Annotated in this window: 19 protein-coding genes; 15 read left to right on the forward strand and 4 right to left on the reverse strand. The window is 56.5% G+C overall.

Going from position 1 to position 17,918, the window contains the following annotated elements; translation table 11 throughout:
* Window positions 1-25 precede the first annotated feature (25 nt).
* The 7 genes from ACT3IC_RS21500 to clcB all read left to right on the forward strand — a co-directional run bounded on the left by ACT3IC_RS21500 (window position 26) and on the right by clcB (window position 6,658).
* Window positions 26-649, forward strand: coding sequence for a glutathione S-transferase family protein (locus tag ACT3IC_RS21500; protein WP_263950881.1), 624 nt, complete (start codon window positions 26-28; stop codon window positions 647-649).
* 167 nt (window positions 650-816) lie between these two features.
* Window positions 817-1,560, forward strand: a complete 744-nt coding sequence (locus ACT3IC_RS21505; protein ID WP_156654421.1) for a YoaK family protein — start codon at window positions 817-819, stop codon at window positions 1,558-1,560.
* A 262-nt stretch (window positions 1,561-1,822) separates the two neighbouring features.
* Window positions 1,823-2,533: an osmoprotectant ABC transporter permease OsmY gene (gene osmY, locus ACT3IC_RS21510; RefSeq protein ID WP_180210318.1), complete on the forward strand. Its 711-nt coding sequence runs from the start codon at window positions 1,823-1,825 to the stop codon at window positions 2,531-2,533.
* Between the two features lie 18 nt (window positions 2,534-2,551).
* A complete protein-coding gene (gene osmX, locus ACT3IC_RS21515; RefSeq protein ID WP_103824509.1) occupies window positions 2,552-3,451 on the forward strand; it encodes an osmoprotectant ABC transporter substrate-binding protein OsmX in 900 nt (299 codons plus the stop codon).
* A gap of 9 nt (window positions 3,452-3,460) precedes the next feature.
* The gene (osmW, locus tag ACT3IC_RS21520; protein ID WP_114387163.1) at window positions 3,461-4,108 is read left to right on the forward strand and encodes an osmoprotectant ABC transporter permease OsmW; all 648 of its coding nucleotides are present in this window, start codon (window positions 3,461-3,463) and stop codon (window positions 4,106-4,108) included.
* Window positions 4,108-5,256, forward strand: a complete 1,149-nt coding sequence (gene osmV / locus ACT3IC_RS21525) for an osmoprotectant ABC transporter ATP-binding protein OsmV (protein ID WP_473479287.1) — start codon at window positions 4,108-4,110, stop codon at window positions 5,254-5,256. Before osmW ends, osmV begins: the two co-directional genes overlap by 1 nt.
* 91 nt (window positions 5,257-5,347) lie before the next feature.
* On the forward strand, window positions 5,348-6,658 hold the full coding sequence (gene clcB, locus ACT3IC_RS21530) for a voltage-gated ClC-type chloride channel ClcB (protein WP_473479290.1): 1,311 nt from the start codon (window positions 5,348-5,350) through the stop codon (window positions 6,656-6,658).
* Here the strand turns inward: clcB and bioD are convergent.
* From bioD to ACT3IC_RS21545, 3 genes are all read right to left on the reverse strand, one after another.
* The gene (gene bioD, locus ACT3IC_RS21535) at window positions 6,593-7,288 is read right to left on the reverse strand and encodes a dethiobiotin synthase (RefSeq protein ID WP_473479293.1); all 696 of its coding nucleotides are present in this window, start codon (window positions 7,286-7,288) and stop codon (window positions 6,593-6,595) included. The two genes, clcB and bioD, sit on opposite strands and share 66 nt — an antisense overlap.
* Window positions 7,289-7,413: 125 nt before the next feature.
* A complete protein-coding gene (mlc, locus tag ACT3IC_RS21540; RefSeq protein ID WP_103179436.1) occupies window positions 7,414-8,634 on the reverse strand; it encodes a sugar metabolism global transcriptional regulator Mlc in 1,221 nt (406 codons plus the stop codon).
* A 127-nt stretch (window positions 8,635-8,761) separates the two neighbouring features.
* Complete coding sequence (locus ACT3IC_RS21545) at window positions 8,762-9,661, reverse strand: LysR family transcriptional regulator (RefSeq protein ID WP_103179435.1); 900 nt, start codon at window positions 9,659-9,661, stop codon at window positions 8,762-8,764.
* Between the two features lie 122 nt (window positions 9,662-9,783).
* On the opposite strand from ACT3IC_RS21545, the gene ACT3IC_RS21550 reads away from it, so the two are divergent.
* The 8 genes from ACT3IC_RS21550 (at window position 9,784) to ACT3IC_RS21585 (ending at window position 15,724) form a co-directional block, all read left to right on the forward strand.
* A complete protein-coding gene (locus ACT3IC_RS21550) occupies window positions 9,784-11,037 on the forward strand; it encodes an MFS transporter (protein WP_103179434.1) in 1,254 nt (417 codons plus the stop codon).
* Window positions 11,038-11,258: 221 nt separating this feature from the next.
* A complete protein-coding gene (locus tag ACT3IC_RS21555) occupies window positions 11,259-11,744 on the forward strand; it encodes an Hcp family type VI secretion system effector (protein WP_103179433.1) in 486 nt (161 codons plus the stop codon).
* A gap of 6 nt (window positions 11,745-11,750) precedes the next feature.
* Window positions 11,751-12,194, forward strand: a complete 444-nt coding sequence (locus tag ACT3IC_RS21560) for an STM2901 family protein (protein ID WP_159338998.1) — start codon at window positions 11,751-11,753, stop codon at window positions 12,192-12,194.
* Window positions 12,188-12,520, forward strand: a complete 333-nt coding sequence (locus ACT3IC_RS21565) for a DUF1493 family protein (protein ID WP_103179431.1) — start codon at window positions 12,188-12,190, stop codon at window positions 12,518-12,520. Before ACT3IC_RS21560 ends, ACT3IC_RS21565 begins: the two co-directional genes overlap by 7 nt.
* A 151-nt stretch (window positions 12,521-12,671) precedes the next feature.
* Window positions 12,672-14,159, forward strand: coding sequence for a carboxypeptidase M32 (locus ACT3IC_RS21570; RefSeq protein WP_159339000.1), 1,488 nt, complete (start codon window positions 12,672-12,674; stop codon window positions 14,157-14,159).
* Window positions 14,160-14,308: 149 nt separating this feature from the next.
* Complete coding sequence (gene asr / locus ACT3IC_RS21575; protein ID WP_103179429.1) at window positions 14,309-14,623, forward strand: acid resistance repetitive basic protein Asr; 315 nt, start codon at window positions 14,309-14,311, stop codon at window positions 14,621-14,623.
* A 93-nt stretch (window positions 14,624-14,716) separates the two neighbouring features.
* Window positions 14,717-14,800, forward strand: a complete 84-nt coding sequence (ydgU, locus tag ACT3IC_RS21580; RefSeq protein ID WP_460646042.1) for a small membrane protein YdgU — start codon at window positions 14,717-14,719, stop codon at window positions 14,798-14,800.
* Between the two features lie 102 nt (window positions 14,801-14,902).
* Window positions 14,903-15,724: a trypsin-like serine peptidase gene (locus ACT3IC_RS21585; protein ID WP_103179428.1), complete on the forward strand. Its 822-nt coding sequence runs from the start codon at window positions 14,903-14,905 to the stop codon at window positions 15,722-15,724.
* Window position 15,725: 1 nt separating this feature from the next.
* Here ACT3IC_RS21585 and ACT3IC_RS21590 read toward each other — a convergent pair whose 3' ends face one another.
* Window positions 15,726-17,888: a bifunctional diguanylate cyclase/phosphodiesterase gene (locus ACT3IC_RS21590; RefSeq protein ID WP_159339002.1), complete on the reverse strand. Its 2,163-nt coding sequence runs from the start codon at window positions 17,886-17,888 to the stop codon at window positions 15,726-15,728.
* Between the last annotated feature and the right edge of the window lie 30 nt (window positions 17,889-17,918).

Consider the following 17,918-nt stretch of genomic DNA (forward strand, 5'->3'; position numbering starts at 1 on the left):
TCACCCGACAAAGGACACCTGCACCATGCTAAAAATCCTCGGCAAAACCACCTCCATTAACGTGCGCAAAGTGCTCTGGACCTGTGAAGAAGTGGGTCTGGACTATCTGCAGGAAGATTACGGCAGCGGCTTTGCCTCTACAGAAACCGATGCCTTTCGCGCGCTGAACCCGAATGCGATGGTGCCGGTGCTGATCGACAATGATTTCGTGATCTGGGAATCCAACGCCATTTGCCGCTATCTGGTTCGCAAAACCGGGCGGGACGACCTTCTCCCGACAGATCCACAAGCCTGCGCCAACGTCGAACGCTGGATGGACTGGCAGGCGACGGAATTTAATAACGCCTGGCGCTATGTCTTTCCGGCCCTGGGGCGTAAAAACCCGGACTTTAACGATCCGGCGCGAATTGCAGCCGGGATTAAGGAGTGGAACCACCATATCGCGATCCTTGAGCAGCAGCTGCAACGCACCGGGGCATGGGTGGCGGGCGACACTTTTACCCTGGCCGATGTGGTGCTGGGGCTGTCGGTGAACCGCTGGAAGATGACCCCTTTTGAGCATCCACCGGTGCCCGCTATCGAGGCCTGGTTTGAACGCTTAAATCTGCGCCCGGCGTTTATGCGCCACGGAAATAATGGCATGCTTTGAGCATAATGCGCCGGGTAAATAAGCACTTTGTTATCAAGGTTATTTTATTTAATTACTTAATTCTCGCCCACCTCCGGTGCCTTAATAATTAAGTACTATCCTGGACAATCCATGACCAGGCTTTGCTAGCCTGATTATTCAGGCAAAGCTCAAACCGGAGGTATTCTTTGCTGATTAAACTTAAGAAAGAACGAACCCATCAGGAGGATCGTCGTCTTGCCCTCTGGCTGGCGACCTCCGCAGGATTGCTGAATGCCATTGCGCTGGGTGCTTTTGGCTTCTTTCCTTCCCATATGACAGGCAATACCTCACAATTTTCCAGCGAAGTCTCCTCAACGGATCTGAACGATATTATTTTCTTCGCCACCATTATTCTGTCGTTTGTGACCGGGGCAATTATTGCGCGGATAATTGTTTTATGGGGCATCATGCACAATGTGCGGCTCATTTTTTGTCAGGTTTTGTTTATTGAAGGGTTATTACTGGCCGGCGTCTCCCTGCATGAAATCTATTTTCATACCTTCACGACTAACAGGGAAATTATTGTTTTTCTCTGCGGGCTGATGGGGATCCATAATTCCACCTCCACCCAACTTTCCGGTGGACGGGTACGCTCCACCCATATTACTGGCACGTTAACCGACGCAGGCATTTCGCTGGCCTCTGTGGTGGTGGCGATGCTACGCCGGGATTACTCCAAAGATACCGCCGCACAAACCAGCCAGCTTACAACCCACCTCACCACCCTTTTCTCGTTTATTACGGGAGGGATTGCCGGGCTGGTCCTGTTCAGGTGGTTTGGGTTTAATGCGATGCTGGCCCTGGGCTTAATGCTGGTTTTCGTCGCCACCTTCTCCATCATCAGCACCTCGCTGCGGGTGCGAAAGGTTCGCGCTGCACTCAGCAAATAACAGACTCTACTTATTCATTAAGTGACGGTGTCACTTAATGAAATTATCTTTAAGACTATTCTGCCTGCCGGTATCCAGCCCTTACCCCGTAAGGCTTAACCTCATATTTCCGCAGTATTCATAAGGTTAGGAATAATACCGCTTCGCTGGAACCCTTCCCAAACCCTTGCTATAGCTCAAATACCCCTGCCAAAACATGGCATAACAACAGGCAATCGATGGTTGCTATAACGAACGCATGCGCACAGGGAGACACACCGCAATGCATACTTTATTAAAACGCTCGCTGCTTTTTGTCGGCGCCATTATTGTGGTCGTCGCCCTCCTCGTCTGGGGAATTGGGCTGGAGACGATCAAAGCGCGCCAGGTTGACCTGGTTTATCTCGGGCGACAGCATCTGATTTTAGTCTTCTCATCCATGTTCTTCGCCCTGCTGGTCGGTATCCCCAGCGGTATCTTGCTGAGCCGTCCGGCCGCGCGCGGTATCGCCGAATACGTTATGCAGATTTTTAACGTCGGCAACACCCTGCCACCGCTCGCAGTTCTGGCCCTGGCGATGGTGGTGATTGGCATCGGCGATACGCCCGCCATTATCGCCCTGTTCCTCGCCTCGCTGCTGCCGATAGTGCGTAACACCTACGCTGGTCTGTGCTCGGTTCCGGCATCATTACTGGAAGCGGCAAACGGCATCGGGATGACCAAATGGCAGCGTCTGCGCCAGGTGGAGCTGCCTAACGCCTGGCCGGTAATGCTCTCCGGTATTCGTATTGCCACCGCCATTAACGTCGGTACCGCACCGCTGGCCTTCCTGATTGGCGCCAGCAGCTACGGCGAGCTGATTTTCCCCGGCATCTACCTGAATGATTTCCCGACGCTGATCCTGGGCGCGGCGGCCACCGCCCTGTTCGCCCTGATTCTGGATACGTTGCTGGCGGCGCTGGGCCGTCTGATGAGCCCGCATCTCGCGCGATAACAATAATAAGGAGCTTCTATGAGACTATTTACCGGCCTGGCGGCGCTCTGTACCGCCGCGCTCTTTACCAGCCAGGCGCTCGCGGCGCCGTTGATCCTGGCGACCAAGAGTTTTACCGAACAGCATATTCTCTCGGCGATGACCGTGCAGTATCTGCAAAAGAAAGGGTTTGAAGTTAAGCCTCAGACCAACATTGCCACCGTCATTTCCCGTAATGCGATGATCAATAAGCAGATCGATATGACCTGGGAGTATACCGGCACCTCGCTGATCATCTTTAACCACATCAACAAACGCATGTCGCCAGAGGAGTCTTACGAGACGGTGAAACGCCTGGATGCGAAGCACGGCCTGGTGTGGCTCAAACCTGCTGACATGAACAACACCTACGCCTTTGCCATGCAGCGTAAGCGCGCCGAGGCAGAAAATATCAACACCATGTCTGAGCTGGTGGCGAAGATTGAGCAGGTGCGCAAAACCGATCCGGATAACAACTGGATGCTGGGTCTGGATCTGGAGTTTTCCGGGCGCAGCGATGGCATGAAGCCGCTGCAGGCGGCCTACAACATGGAGCTCGATCGCCCGCAAATTCGCCAGATGGACCCAGGTCTGGTCTATAACGCGGTGCGCGACGGCTTTGTCGATGCCGGGCTGGTTTACACCACCGACGGACGCGTTAAAGGCTTCGATCTGAAGGTGCTGGAAGATGACAAAGGTTTCTTCCCGAGCTACGCGGTGACCCCGGTAGTGCGCAAGGATACGCTGGAAGCCAACCCGGGGCTGGAAGAGGCGCTGAATACCCTCTCTGCCCAGCTCAATAACGACGTCATCACCGAGCTGAACAAGAAGGTGGATATCGATCATCAGTCACCGCAGCAGGTCGCCCGTGATTTCCTGCGTAGTAAGCAGCTGCTGTAAGGAGGCGCTATGGATACTATTCACTACATTCTTGATAACTGGGGTTACATCATGACCCTGACCTTCCAGCATCTGTGGCTGGTGGCGCTGGCGGTGGGCTTGGCCATTATTATCGGCGTGCCGCTGGGCATTCTGATCGTGCGTCACAAATGGCTGGCGACGCCGGTGCTGGGGATTGCCACCATCGTGCTGACCATCCCGTCCATTGCTCTGTTCGGCCTGATGATCCCCCTCTTTTCCATGATCGGTCAGGGTATTGGCGCCCTGCCCGCCATTACCGCGGTGTTTCTCTACTCGCTGCTGCCGATTGTGCGTAACACCCATACGGCGCTGGACAGCCTGCCGCCCGGCCTGCGCGAAGCGGGTCGCGGCATCGGCATGACCTTCTGGCAACGCCTGCGCTGGGTAGAAATTCCGATGGCGCTGCCGGTGATTTTCGGCGGCATCCGTACCGCGGTCGTAATGAATATCGGCGTGATGGCCATTGCCGCCGTCATCGGCGCGGGCGGGCTTGGCCTGTTGCTGCTAAACGGCATTGGCGGGAGTGATATTCGTATGCTGATTGCCGGCGCGCTGATGATTTGTCTTTTAGCGATTGTGCTCGACTGGTTACTGCACCGTCTGCAGATCGTTCTGACTCCAAAGGGGATTCGATAATGATAAAACTGGAAAACCTCACCAAACAATTTTCACAGAAGCACGGCCAGACATTTAAGGCCGTAGATAACGTCAACCTGAACGTGCCCGAAGGGGAGATGTGCGTCCTGCTCGGCCCATCCGGCTGCGGCAAAACCACCACCCTGAAGATGATTAACCGGCTGATTACTCCGAGCAGCGGCACCATCCAGATCAATGGCCAGGACACCAGCGAGATGGATACCGTGACCCTGCGCCGCAACATCGGCTACGTGATCCAGCAGATTGGTCTCTTCCCGAACATGACCATCGAAGAGAACATCACCGTCGTACCGCGCATGCTGGGCTGGGATAAAGCCCGCTGTAAAACCCGCGCCGAAGAGCTGATGGATATGGTGGCGATGGATCCGCATAAGTTCCTCAACCGCTATCCGCGGGAGATGTCCGGTGGTCAGCAGCAGCGTATCGGCGTGATTCGCGCCCTGGCGGCGGATCCTCCGGTACTGCTGATGGATGAGCCTTTCGGTGCGGTGGACCCGATTAACCGCGAGGTGATCCAGAACCAGTTCCTCGAGATGCAGCGCAAGCTGAAAAAAACGGTGATGCTGGTGAGCCACGACATCGACGAGGCGCTGAAGCTGGGGGATCGTATCGCCGTCTTCCGCCAGGGGCGCATTGTCCAGTGCGCCAGCCCGGACGAACTGCTGGCGAAACCGGCCAATGAATTTGTCGGCTCGTTCGTTGGCCAGGACCGCACCCTGAAGCGTCTGCTGCTGGTCTCCGCGGGCGATGTCACGGATCAACAGCCAACCCTGACCGTGCGCCCGGCCACGCCGCTGCCGGAAGCCTTCGCCATCATGGACGACAACGACATTCGCGCCGTCACCGTGGTGGATGAAAACGGCAAACCGCTGGGCTTTGTGAAGCGCCGGGAAGCGCGCAATGCCACCGGCACCTGCGCCGATCTGCTCCACCCGTTCCGCATGACCGGCAAAGCGGAGGACAACCTGCGCGTGGTGCTGTCACGGCTGTATGAGAGCAACACCAGCTGGATGCCGATTGTTGATGAAGAGGGGCGCTATAACGGCGAAATTTCTCAGGACTATATTGCGGAATACTTAAGCTCCGGCCGCACGCGCCGGGCGCTGGATATTCACAGCGACAGTTGATATTGTCAGCCGGGCCTTGCCCGGCTCTTCGCATTGCTAACCCCGCGTTTTCCCGTCAAAATATTGTATCTTCCTCATTTACGCGTAACCCATGCATCGACTCCATGCTTACCCTGACATCCGCGCGATGTTTCGCCGGTTGCTGATCGCCAGCGTCATTGGCGTGCTGGCGGCCCTGGCCGTGGCCCTGTTCCGCCATGCTCTCTATTTACTGGAGTGGCTGTTTCTGAGTAACGAAAGCGGCAGTCTGGTGAATGCCGCCAGCGCCCTGTCGCCCTGGCGACGCTCACTGACCCCTGCCCTCGGCGGGCTGGCTGCCGGGCTGCTGCTGTGGGGATGGCAAAAAAAGACCGCGCAGCGGCCCCATGCGCCCACCGACTATATGGAGGCGCTGGAAACGGGTGACGGACAGTTTGACTACGCAGCCAGCCTGGTCAAATCCCTGGCGTCGCTGCTGGTCGTCGCCAGCGGCAGCGCCATTGGCCGGGAAGGGGCAATGATCCTGCTGGCCGCCCTCGCCGCCTCCTTTTTTGCCCAGCGCTTTACCCCCAAAACGGAATGGAAACTGTGGATTGCCTGCGGTGCCGCCGCCGGGATGGCCAGCGCCTACCATGCCCCGTTAGCCGGAAGCCTGTTTATTGCTGAGATCCTGTTTGGCACCCTGATGCTGGCCTCGCTCGGCCCGGTGGTGATTGCCGCCGTGGTCGCCCTGCTCACTACACGCCTGCTCAGCCCCGGCGCGAATACGCTCTATGAGGTACACCTCAGCGAAACGCTGACCGGGGTGGATTATTCATTGATCGTGGGAATGGGCCTACTGGCCGGCATCTGCGGCCCGGCGCTAATGTGGCTCATGGCCTTCAGCCATTCCCTGTTTCTCCGCCTTAAGCTCTCTCCGCCCTGGCAGCTTGCGCTGGGTGGTCTCATCGTCGGCCTGCTGTCGCTGCTGACCCCTAAGGTCTGGGGAAATGGCTACAGCGTGGTACAGGGATTCCTGCTGGCGCCGCCGCTGCTGTCGGTCATTGTGGGGATATTTATCTGCAAGTTGCTGGCAGTGCTTGCCAGCAGCGGCTCTGGCGCACCAGGTGGGGTTTTCACCCCAACGCTGTTTGTCGGCATGGCGACCGGTATGCTGTTTGCCCAGTTGTTTATGCTGTGGTTGCCCGGCGATGAAACCGAGATTTTACTGGGGCTGGCAGGAATGGCGACGCTGCTTGCCGCCACGACGCACGCGCCAATCATGTCGGCGCTGATGGTTTGTGAAATGACCGGGCAGTATGTTCTGCTGCCCGGTTTGCTGATCGCCTGTGTGGTGGCGTCGGTTTTATCGCGAACGTTACGCCACGACTCGATCTACGGCCATCACCCCGCCGAAGGCAGAGAGGTCGATATAGTGCGCTAAGTCGCGCTGCTCGGCGCGCGGCAGGTACGGCAGTTCACCCACCAGTGGCGCCGGCAGCTTTTTGCTTAACACATCGATAATTTCGGCGTAGTGCGCCAGGCCCGGATTGATGCGGTTCGCCACCCACCCCACCAGCGGCAGGCCATCATTGGCGATGGCCTGGGCGGTCAGCAGGGCGTGGTTGATACAGCCCTCCTGAATGCCGACCACCAACAGCACCGGTAATTGCTCTTGTACCACCCATTCGGACAGCGGACGCAGATCGTTCATCAGGCTGCGCCATCCGCCGGTCCCTTCAACGACCACGTGATCCACTTGCTCGCTCAGGCTGGCAAGCCCGTTCGATAACAGGGTGTAATTCACCAGCCCACTGTGCGCCACGCTGCTCTCATCTTCGCTAAGCGCAATGGGGTTAATGGCATGATAAGGCAGTTCTAAAGAGGAGACACTTTGTAGCACCAGCGCATCTTTATTGCGCAATCCCTCTGGCGTCTCTTTACTCCCTTTGGCTACCGGCTTGTACCCTGCAACACGCTTTCCGCTGGCCATCATGGCTTGCAGCAAGGCGCGGGACACCACCGTCTTGCCGACAGAGGTATCAGTACCCGTTACAAAGAAACGCTTAAGCATCACTGACTCCACCGTTATGCTCTGAAAATATAAATGAAGGAAATAATTCAGTGGAGGAAGTCTAAGGTATGCGCTATCCGCCCGGTTTGAGATAGCGCAATTTTTGGTAAGACTGTAAAAAACAGTTAACCCTGCAACAGACGAATCAATAGTGAACCGTTATACATCGCATCCTTCACCAGCGCCGCACCGGCCATCGTCCCCTGATTGGTGAACTGAGTACTTTCCACCACGATGTGTTGGCTATAGGCCGGCAAGGACTGCTGGCGAATGGAGTCGGCGATTGCCGGGAAGAGCACATCCGACGCCTGGCTCAGGGGCGAGCCAATCAGGATTTTCTGCGGGTTAAAGAGGTTAACCATAATGGCAATAATCCGCCCGACGTTAGTGCCGACGCCAGTGATGATATCTTTTGCCAGCAGATCGCCCTGCTGCGCGGCGGCGCAGAGCGACTCCACCGTCAGAGGCTGGCCGTGGAGCGCCGAGCTCATCGACTGGCCGAGCCGGAGCTGGGCCAGCTCCAGCACGCTGTCAACGCTGGCGATAGTCTCCAGACAGCCGTGGTTACCGCAATAACAGCGCTTGCCATAAGGATCGACCTGGGTGTGACCAATCTCCACCAGGCTGCTGCTGCCCGCATGCAGCAGGCGCCCATCGGTGATCACCCCGGCTCCCACGTTGTGGTCGATCACCACCTGAATCACGTCGCGCGCGCCGCGAGAGGCACCGAACAGTGCCTCGGCCATCGTCCAGGCGCTGATATCATGCTGAATATAGACCGGCACGCCGGTGTGATTTTTCAGCACCTCGCCCAGCGGCATCTCTTTGACGTCGTCGTAAAATGGCATCCGGTGGACAATCCCATTTTCCGTATCAATGATACCGGGCATGGTGATGGCAATGGCGGTGAGGCGCTCCAGCTTCTGCTGATGATGAATGAAGAACTGATCGATCAGGGCGGTGATCCGCACCTCCAGCGGCTCGGCAGCGTGCAGTTCAAGCGGCAGCCGGTCTTCCACCACCAGCTTGCTGCTGAGATCGCGCAGCGCAAGGTAAATTTCACCGCGGCTGATGCGCAATGAGAGGTAGTGCCAGGCTTCGGTTTCCACCACCAGCCCAACGGCCGGACGGCCACGACTGCCCGGCTCCTGAATTTCTGTTTCCTGTACCAGGTGAGCTTCGAGCATCTCACGCACAATCTTGGTGATACTGGCGGGTGCCAGTTGCGCAAGACGAGAAAGATCGATGCGCGAGACCGGCCCAAGCTGATCAATCAGGCGATATACTGCACCTGCATTGGTCTGCTTAATCTGATCAATATGCCCTGGCTGACTATCAGCAACCACCACGTACTCCCTTATTTTCGCGCTTCGAAATAAACTGTGGGCTATGGTGAAGCACTTCTACAGTAATCGTCAAATTTTTACTTAGCCTTGTGATTTACAGCACATTTTTACCCGCATTTTTTGCCGGTCAGCGCCCTGACGAGGCAGCGATCAGCAGATCTTTGAACCGCTGTGCCGCCGCGCTGAGTTCATGGTGTTTTGACCATACCAGCCACATCTCTGAAACCGCGTCCGGTTCGGCGAGCGCCACCCAGCGCATCTCATGAAGCTGAAGCCGCCTGAACGAGGCCGGCAGGATCGAGACCCCCAACCCCGCCGCCACCAGTCCGATAATGGTCATCGCCTCGCCCACCTCCTGGGTAATCATCGGGTTTACCCCATAGCGCCGCAGTAATCCCAGAATGTCGTCGTACAGACCGGTGCCAACGTGCGGGTCAAAAAAGACAAACGGCTCCTGCGCCAGCTCCGTCACCGAGATTTCAGCTCTTGCCGCCAGAGGGTGACCGCGGTGGACCATCGCCAGCAGCGGCTCCCGCAGCACCCGCTGCCAGGCCAGCGTCTCCGGCAGACGGGTATTGCGCATCAGGCCAAGATCGAGCGAGCCTTCGCTGAGGGGAACAATCTGCTCCCGGGTGTTGATCTCCCGGGTCTGGATATGCACATCCGGCGACAGGCGGCGAAACGACGAAAGGGTATGTGAGATGGCGCTAATAAAGGGCGCGGAGGAGGTAAACCCGATGCGTAGCTCGCCAGTTTCGCCATGGTGAAGGCGTTCTGCCCGGGCGGCCGCTTCCTCCACCATGCTCAGGATCTGGCGGCTGTCCGCCAGAAATTGTCGCCCTGCGGGGGTCAGCCCGACGCTGCGGTTGGTGCGCGCCAGCAGGCGAGCGCCTACCTGCTGCTCAAGAACCTGGATTTGCTGGCTGAGGGGCGGTTGGGAGATATTGAGCCGCGCCGCCGCGCGCCCAAAATGGAGCTCCTCCGCGACGGCGACAAAATAGCGCAGATGACGCAGTTCGATATTCATATTTTAAATGTATCATTTGAGATTATTAATATATTAGACAGAATATTTACAATTTCCTACCCTGATCCTTGTGGTCATACCCGTCACCAGAAATCACGGGGATGTTGAAGCAAGGAACTTACGTGAGTCGGACTACAACGGCTGATATCGCCCCGAACAATGATATCGATCTCCTCCCCAACAACGCGCAACCGGTTCGGTTTATCAAACGCGGCACCCCGCAGTTTATGCGCGTCACGCTGGCGCTTTTCTCCGCGGGGCTAGCCACCTTTGCCCTGCTCTACTGCGTGCAGCCGATCCTGCCGGTGCTATCCCAGGAGTTTGGCGTCTCCCCGGCCAGCAGCAGTATTTCCCTCTCAATCTCGACCGGAATGCTGGCGGTCGGCCTGCTCTTTACCGGCCCGCTTTCGGACGCTATCGGACGTAAGCCGGTGATGGTCACCGCACTGCTGCTGGCGTCGGTCTGTACCTTGTTGTCGACGATGATGACCAGCTGGCACGGGATATTAATCATGCGCGCGCTGATCGGGCTTTCGCTCAGCGGCGTGGCCGCGGTGGGTATGACCTACCTCAGCGAGGAGATCCACCCCAGCTTTGTCGCCTTCTCGATGGGGCTCTACATCAGCGGTAACTCCATCGGCGGCATGAGCGGGCGGTTGCTGAGCGGGGTCTTTACCGATTTCTTCAGCTGGCGGGTAGCGCTGGCGGCGATCGGCTGCTTTGCCCTGGCCTCCGCGCTGATGTTCTGGAAAATTCTGCCGGAGTCGCGCCATTTTCGCCCCACCGCGCTGCGGCCCAAAACGTTGCTGATTAACTTCCGCCTGCACTGGCGCGATCGGGGTCTGCCCCTGCTGTTTCTCACCGGTTTTCTGCTGATGGGCTCGTTTGTCACCCTCTTTAACTACATCGGCTACCGGCTGATGCTCTCGCCGTGGCATCTGAGCCAGGCGCTGGTGGGCCTGCTTTCGGTGGCCTACCTGACCGGCACATGGAGCTCACCGAAAGCCGGGGCGATGACCACCCGCTTCGGGCGTGGGCCGGTAATGATCGTTTCCACCGGCGTGATGCTGGCCGGGGTTCTGCTGACGTTGCTCGCTAACCTGTGGGTGATTTTCGCCGGGATGTTGCTCTTCTCCGCCGGTTTCTTCGCCGCTCACTCGGTTGCCAGCAGCTGGATCGGCCCGCGCGCCCGTCGTGCCAAGGGCCAGGCCTCGTCGCTGTATCTGTTCAGCTACTATCTGGGCTCCAGCATCGCCGGGACGCTCGGCGGCGTGTTCTGGCACCAGTATGGCTGGAACGGCGTGGGCGGGTTTATTGCGCTGATGTTGTGTGCGGCGCTGATGGTGGGCAGGCGTCTTCATTGCCGTTTGAAATAAGATCACAATCTGGTTAATACCAGGAGCAAATCTAATCTTGCCGTTAGTGGCAACCCCGTCCTGGTGCGAAACAAGTTCGGGGTTTTTCGTTTTTAATCATTCTAAATTCTATATCAAGCATTAATAAACAATGCCTTAAAGCATGTTGTTCATTTACTCATCATTGCTTATAAGTTAGGCTTCCAATGGATTACCCATATACATGATAAGGAAAATCAATTATGGCAATACCGGCTTATCTTTGGCTAAAAGACGATGGCGGCGCTCTCATCAAAGGGTCTGTAGATGTAAGGCACCGTGAGCAATCTATAGAAATCACATCATTCAGCCATAATCTGTATATCCCGACCGATAGCAATACGGGAAAACTTACAGGGACACGCGTACACGGTGCCCTGATGTTCGAAAAGGAGTTTGATAGTTCATCCCCTTATCTCATGAAAGCTGTAGCCACCGGGCAAACTCTTCAGAGTGCCGAATTTAAATGGTATCGCATCAATGATGCAGGCCAGGAAGTTGAGTATTACAACATGTTCCTGGAAGGGGTGAAGATTGTATCAGTCACACCAATGATGCATGACACAAAAACTGTGATAAATGCAGGTCACCTTGAGCAGGTACATTTACGCTACGCTAAAATCACGTGGACGTTCAAGGACGGAAATATTCAGTATTCCGACGCATGGGCAGAACGTGTAACCGGGTAACTATGCATGGATAGTGTTGAAGAACTTAACGGGACGTATTTCTATAAGGGATACTCCAACCTTTCTGCCGGAGAGTTGCTCTTTTGGATTTTCCTTGATGAAGCGGCTGAACAGTTCGGAACAAGCGATCTTTTAACAGTTGGGCTAATTTTGCCTGGTCAGCCTGAAATAGTGACAAGAGGCAAACCTGGAGGGACAACCCCAGGAACATCACTACTCAGTTCACAGTTACGTCATTGGCTAAATATTGAAACCAGACGCTTACCCACCCTGACTAACTCAAGTATCAGAAGAATGAAGTTTGCCTATGTTACTAATCTCGGGGCATTTGTAGGAAGATGGATTCCAGTCCTTGGGATTTTTGTTATTGCTGCCGATATCTCAGCCATCGCTTATAAGGCGACAATGAAATACAACACCATAGCCAGAGGAAACGACAAGTTATGGTGACAAATGAAGATGTGATTACTTGGTACTGTGAAAAGTTCAACAAGCCTGCCTTGTTCACCAGGAAGTCATGGCCCGTAACTCTTGATACCAGCCTCTCCACAGGTGATTACGTTTGGGCGAGTGAAACAGGGGCAGACATCATGAGGGAATATTTTCAACGTTTTGATGTGGACCCTGCAAACTTCGACTTTTACCGATACTGGCCTGAGGAGACATTTATCCTTTACTCTTTATTCACTAGTGGAAAGGACGACGATGAACCCGAACCGTTAACACTTCGTATGCTTTCTGAGTCTGCAAAGGCAGGCAGATGGTTATATGACTGACAAGCTAAAGGGCTTTTTATTCTCCTTTGTCATATTCGCTCTGCGCTATTGCCTGGCCCCCTTCTTTGACGTGCATAAGTTGAATGCATGACAAGCGCATGAATCGCGTTACACTCCCCTGATTACTTCCTACTGAACGAGAACAACAACTATGCAGAAAAACGATTCTTATCAGCAACTCACCCGCACCTTCCAGCGTCTCTCCCGCTTCTCGCACCTCTCCGCCATCGCCAGTTGGGACATGTTCACCATGATGCCTCCCGGCGGCAGCGCCGCACGAGGTGAAGCCCTGGCGGAGCTGAGCGTCCTGCAACATCAAATCCTGACCGATAAAAACGTGGCCGACTGGCTGCGTAACGCCGAAAGCGAAGATCTTAACGACGTTGAACAGGCCAACCTGCGGGAGATGAAACGCCACTATCAGCAGGCTGCGCTGCTGCCGGAATCGCTGGTTGAAGCAAAATCGCTGGCGGGCAGCAAATGCGAGCATGCCTGGCGCACCCAGCGTCCGGCGAACGACTGGCAGGGTTTTGCCGTCAACCTGAAAGAGGTGGTGAAACTGAGCCGGGAAGAGGCCCGTCTGCGTGCCGAAGCCAAAGGCTGCACCCCTTACGACGCGCTGCTGGATATCTTCGAGCCGGATATGACCAGCGCCCGGCTGGATGAGCTGTTTGGCGATCTCAAAACCTGGCTGCCGGATCTGCTGGCGCAGGTGGTCGAGAAGCAGGCGCACCACGCCTTCGTGCCGCCGCAGGGCCCATTCCCCACCGCCATCCAGCGTGAGCTGGGGCTGGAGGCGATGAAGAGCCTTGGATTCGACTTTAATGCGGGCCGTCTGGACGTCAGCGCTCACCCATTCTGTGGCGGCGTGCCGGAAGATGTGCGCATCACCACCCGCTACAACGAAGACGAACTGTTAAGCGCCCTGTTTGGCGTGATCCACGAAACCGGCCATGCGCGCTATGAACAGAACCTGCCGCGCAACTGGCTCGGTCAGCCTATCGCCCTGGCGCGTTCTACCGCTATCCACGAATCCCAGAGCCTGTTCTTTGAAATGCAGCTCGGACGCAGCAAGGCATTCCTCAACCACCTGCTCCCGGCCGTCCATGAACGTTTCGGCACCCAGGCGGCCTTTACGCCTGAGAATTTTGTCGCCTGGAACCAGCGGGTGAAGCCTGGCTATATCCGCGTGGATGCCGATGAAGTGAGCTATCCGGCACACGTCGTGCTGCGCTATGAAATTGAGCGGGCGCTGATTAACGGCGAAATCGAGGTGGAGGACATTCCGGCGCTGTGGGATGAAAAAATGCAGGCCTGGCTGGGCTTATCAACAAAAGATAATTACCGCAACGGCTGTATGCAGGATATCCACTGGACCGACGGTGGCTTTGGCTACTTCCCGTCATACACCTTAGGCGCTATGTACGCCGCTCAGTTGTTCAGTGCGGCCAAAACCGCGCTACCGGGACTGGACGCATCCATCGCCGCCGGGGATTTCAGCGCCCTGTTCGACTGGCTGCGCCAGAACATCTGGCAGCACGGCAGCCGTTTCACCACCGCCCAGCTGATTGAGCAGGCGACCGGGGAAGATCTCAACGTCCGTTATTTCCGCGAACATCTTACCTCCCGCTATCTGTAACCTTCCTCGCCGGGTCATCGACCCGGCGTTGTACATACCGTTACACGCCGATACCAAACACTCACGGAAGCCCCGAAATTTCAGGGATATAGTTCTTTCAACGGCCCCGCAGTGGGGTTAAATGAAAAAACCAATTCGAGGGTAAGATGATGAAAAAAGTATTAGCTCTGGTTGTTGCCGCTGCTATGGGTCTCTCTTCTGCTGCATTCGCCGCTGACGCTGTTGCCAACACCGCGGCTCCGGCTGCCACCTCTACCGCGGCACCGGCTGCGAAAACCGTGCAGCATAAAAAACACAAAAAAGTCGCAGTACAGAAAGCGCAGGCGGCTAAAAAGCACCATAAAAAAGCTGTGAAAAAAGAAGAGGCCGCACCTGTAGCCCAGAAAGCGCAGGCAGCAAAAAAACACCATAAAAAAGCAGTGAAACACGAAGCTGCTGCTCCAACCGCAAAACCGGCTGCATAAGCCCGCTTAGCTTAACGTGTCCGCGACGGGCACGTTGGTCATCGGCGCTGTACCGGCAAGGTGGCAGCGCCGTTTTTTTATCCGGAGGGCGTTATGTTGCAGCGCTATCGGTTTGAGGTAATTCTTGTCACGCTTATTTTATGCGCACTTGTCGCGGGTGTGTTTTATATTTCCTGACTGTAGTACGCTGATTTTACTCCCACTTTCGCGCTGTCCCGTCTATAGTTAATTACCAGGGTTCATATTTAATAATCATAATTAATCCCTTTAGAGTGTGATATGCGTAAATCTGTTGCGATTGTGCTGGGAACATTTTTTCTCTTTTCTGGATTAAGTCATGCGGACGATGGCGACAACGAGGCCGCGAACGCCAAAGAGATTCAAACGCTCTTTTTTGGTCATGACGATCGCACGCGTGTCGCCGATCCCTCCCGCGCGCCGTGGGAGGCCATTGGCCAGCTGGAGACGGCCAGCGGAAACCTCTGTACCGCCACCCTCATCACCCCTCGACTGGCGCTGACCGCCGGACACTGTCTGCTGGTGCCGCCGAAAGGTAAACCGGATAGGGCCGTTGCCCTGCGCTTCATCTCGCAAAAGGGGAGCTGGCGTTATGAGATCCACGGCATTGAAGGCCGCGTCGATGCCTCATTAGGCAGACGGCTGAAAGCCGATGGCGATGGCTGGATTGTGCCGCCCTCTGCCGCCTCGTGGGATTTTGGTCTGGTAGTGTTGCGCAACCCGCCGTCGGGGATCACCCCGCTACCGCTGTTTGCCGGGGATAAAGCGGAGCTGACCGCCGCCCTGAAAGAGGCCGATCGCAAGGTGAGCCAGGCGGGATACCCGGAAGATCATCTGGATGTGCTGTACACCCATCAGGACTGTATCGTCACCGGCTGGGCGCAAAACAGCGTGCTGTCCCATCAGTGTGATACCCTGCCCGGCGACAGCGGTTCGCCGCTGATGCTGAATACCGCCGCAGGCTGGCAGCTTATTGGCGTTCAGAGCTCGGCCCCGGCGGCAAAAGATCGCTGGCGGGCCGATAACCGCGCCCTGTCGATCACCGGTTTTCGCGACAAGCTGGCAGAGCTGGCCCAGCAGTGACTTAACACTGGCGCTGCTGCCGTAGCGCCATAATCGCCTCTATCGGCATCGGCTGACTGTACCAGTAACCCTGCAGCTGATCGCAGCCCGCCAGACGCAGCAGCTTCATCTGTTTTTCGTTCTCCACCCCTTCTGCGACTACCGTCATCCCCAGCGCGGTGGCAATGCGCACCGTACCGCTCACCAGCGCCGAGGCCTGTTCGTCATGATCCACCAGCCCGGCCAGGGATTTATCTATCTTGATGGTATTGAAGTTAAAGCGGCGCAAATAGCCGATACTGGAGTAGCCGGTACCGAAATCGTCCAGTGCCACCGCGATACCCTGCGCCTTGAGATTATTGATGGCTGAGCGTGCCCGCTCGGGATTTTCCAGCACGTAGGTTTCGGTTACTTCCAGCTGCAGGCGCGTAGGGGGAAAGTGGCTGAGGGCCAGCGCGCCTTCCACTTTGGCTTCAAATTCGGGATCACGAAACTGCGCCGGGGAGATGTTGACCGAGAGTTTTAAATCCGTGTATGGCTCCAGATCCTGACAGGCCCGGCTGAGGACAAACTGCCCCAGGCCGTAAATCAGACCGCTGGTTTCGGCGACGGTAATAAACTCATCCGGCGCCAGCGGCCCCTGGGGACGCCGCGGCCAGCGCACCAGCGCTTCCACGCCGACCATTTTCTGGCTGCGGGCATCGATGATCGGCTGATACCAGACGTCAAACTCATTGTGTTCCAGACCATGACGGATCTGCCCCTCAATGGCCAGCCGACGCTCGCGAACGTTGTTCAGCTCGGCATCATAGTACGTCACCCGCCCCTTGCCGGTAATTTTCGAGTGGTACATAGCAATATCGGCGCGACGGAACAGCTCGGTGCTGGTGCACTCCACCAGCGTGCCGCTGGCGATGCCGATACTGGCGCCAATGTGGATGGAACGCTCACCAACAATGATGGGCGAGTGGAGATAATCAAGCACAAAGCCGGCAAACGCCGAGGCCAGCGCTTCGGCGTTGTCGCCCCCGATGGTCATGGCAAACTCATCGCCGCCCATGCGGGCCAGCATGCCGTCTTTGGGCACATTGTCACGCAGCGCGCCCGCGATGATGACGATCAGCGCATCGCCCACCTCATGGCCGTAGATATCATTGACGTCCTTAAAGCCGTCGAGATCGATAAACACCACGCTTTTGCGATCGGTATCGCCGCGCTGGCTCACCCGCTCCAGCTCTTCAATCAGCGCCCGGCGATTGGGTAGATGACTCAGCCAGTCGGTGCGCGCCACCGACCGTGCCAGCGTCTCCCCCCGCGCCAGTTTATACAGCCCCACGCAGCTGAAGAGGATAAACAGCAAAATCAGCGTCGCGGTGAGCAAGACGATCTGCGTGATGTCGAGGGAGGCCGCTTTCGCCGCTGCGGCCCCCGGTAGGCGCGGCTGCCACGAGAGATAGCCCAGCACTTCGCCGGAGGAGCTTTTTAGCGGCACACTGACGTCGCTCACCCGCTCTGGCGTAAAGGTCAGGTTGTCGATCTGAAACGTATTTCCGAGATCGCGCAGGATTTGCGGGTTGATATGGCGGGTAATCACCAGAAAACGACGGGTATTGTCCCCCACCCGCAGGCTGCCAATCGTCGGGCGTATCAGGCCAACGCCAACAAAAGCAATCCCCGCCCGGGTACGGGTGATCCCGGCGTAGATGTTTTTATCCGAGCGCAGGGCGTTGGTATGCATCAGGATCAGCGATTTCAAACCGTCGCCAAAGAAGTCGAGGTTTTTTTCGGCAAAAGGCTGGCCTTTGAACGATCCCCACAGCACCCGAAACCGTTCGTCGAGTACAAAGGTGCCGTCATAGAGGTTATTCACCTTGTAGCCTGCGCCCCAGGTGTTGTAGAGCCAGTCGATGTCGAGCGCCGGGCGATAGGCCTCCCGCACGGCATCGTCCCAGACCGCGTTATCAATCACCAGCGACCAGACCCGGTTCACCGATGTCTGAATAGCGCCCTCTACCGAGAGCGCGGTGCGCTGCTCGTCGATTTCGTTGGCTTTACTGCTGATAAGGTTGAGGGAGAGGTAGAGCAAGGCGACCACAGAGAAAATTAAGCCGACCCCTGCCATGAAGATCATGGCAAACAAGGTCCTGGCAGAAGGAATTTTATGCCAGCTTAAAGGGTTACGCATTCAGTCACCGTCCTTTTTTATGCCCTCCGT

This window comes from Leclercia sp. GHBNCSD, from assembly GCF_055805075.1.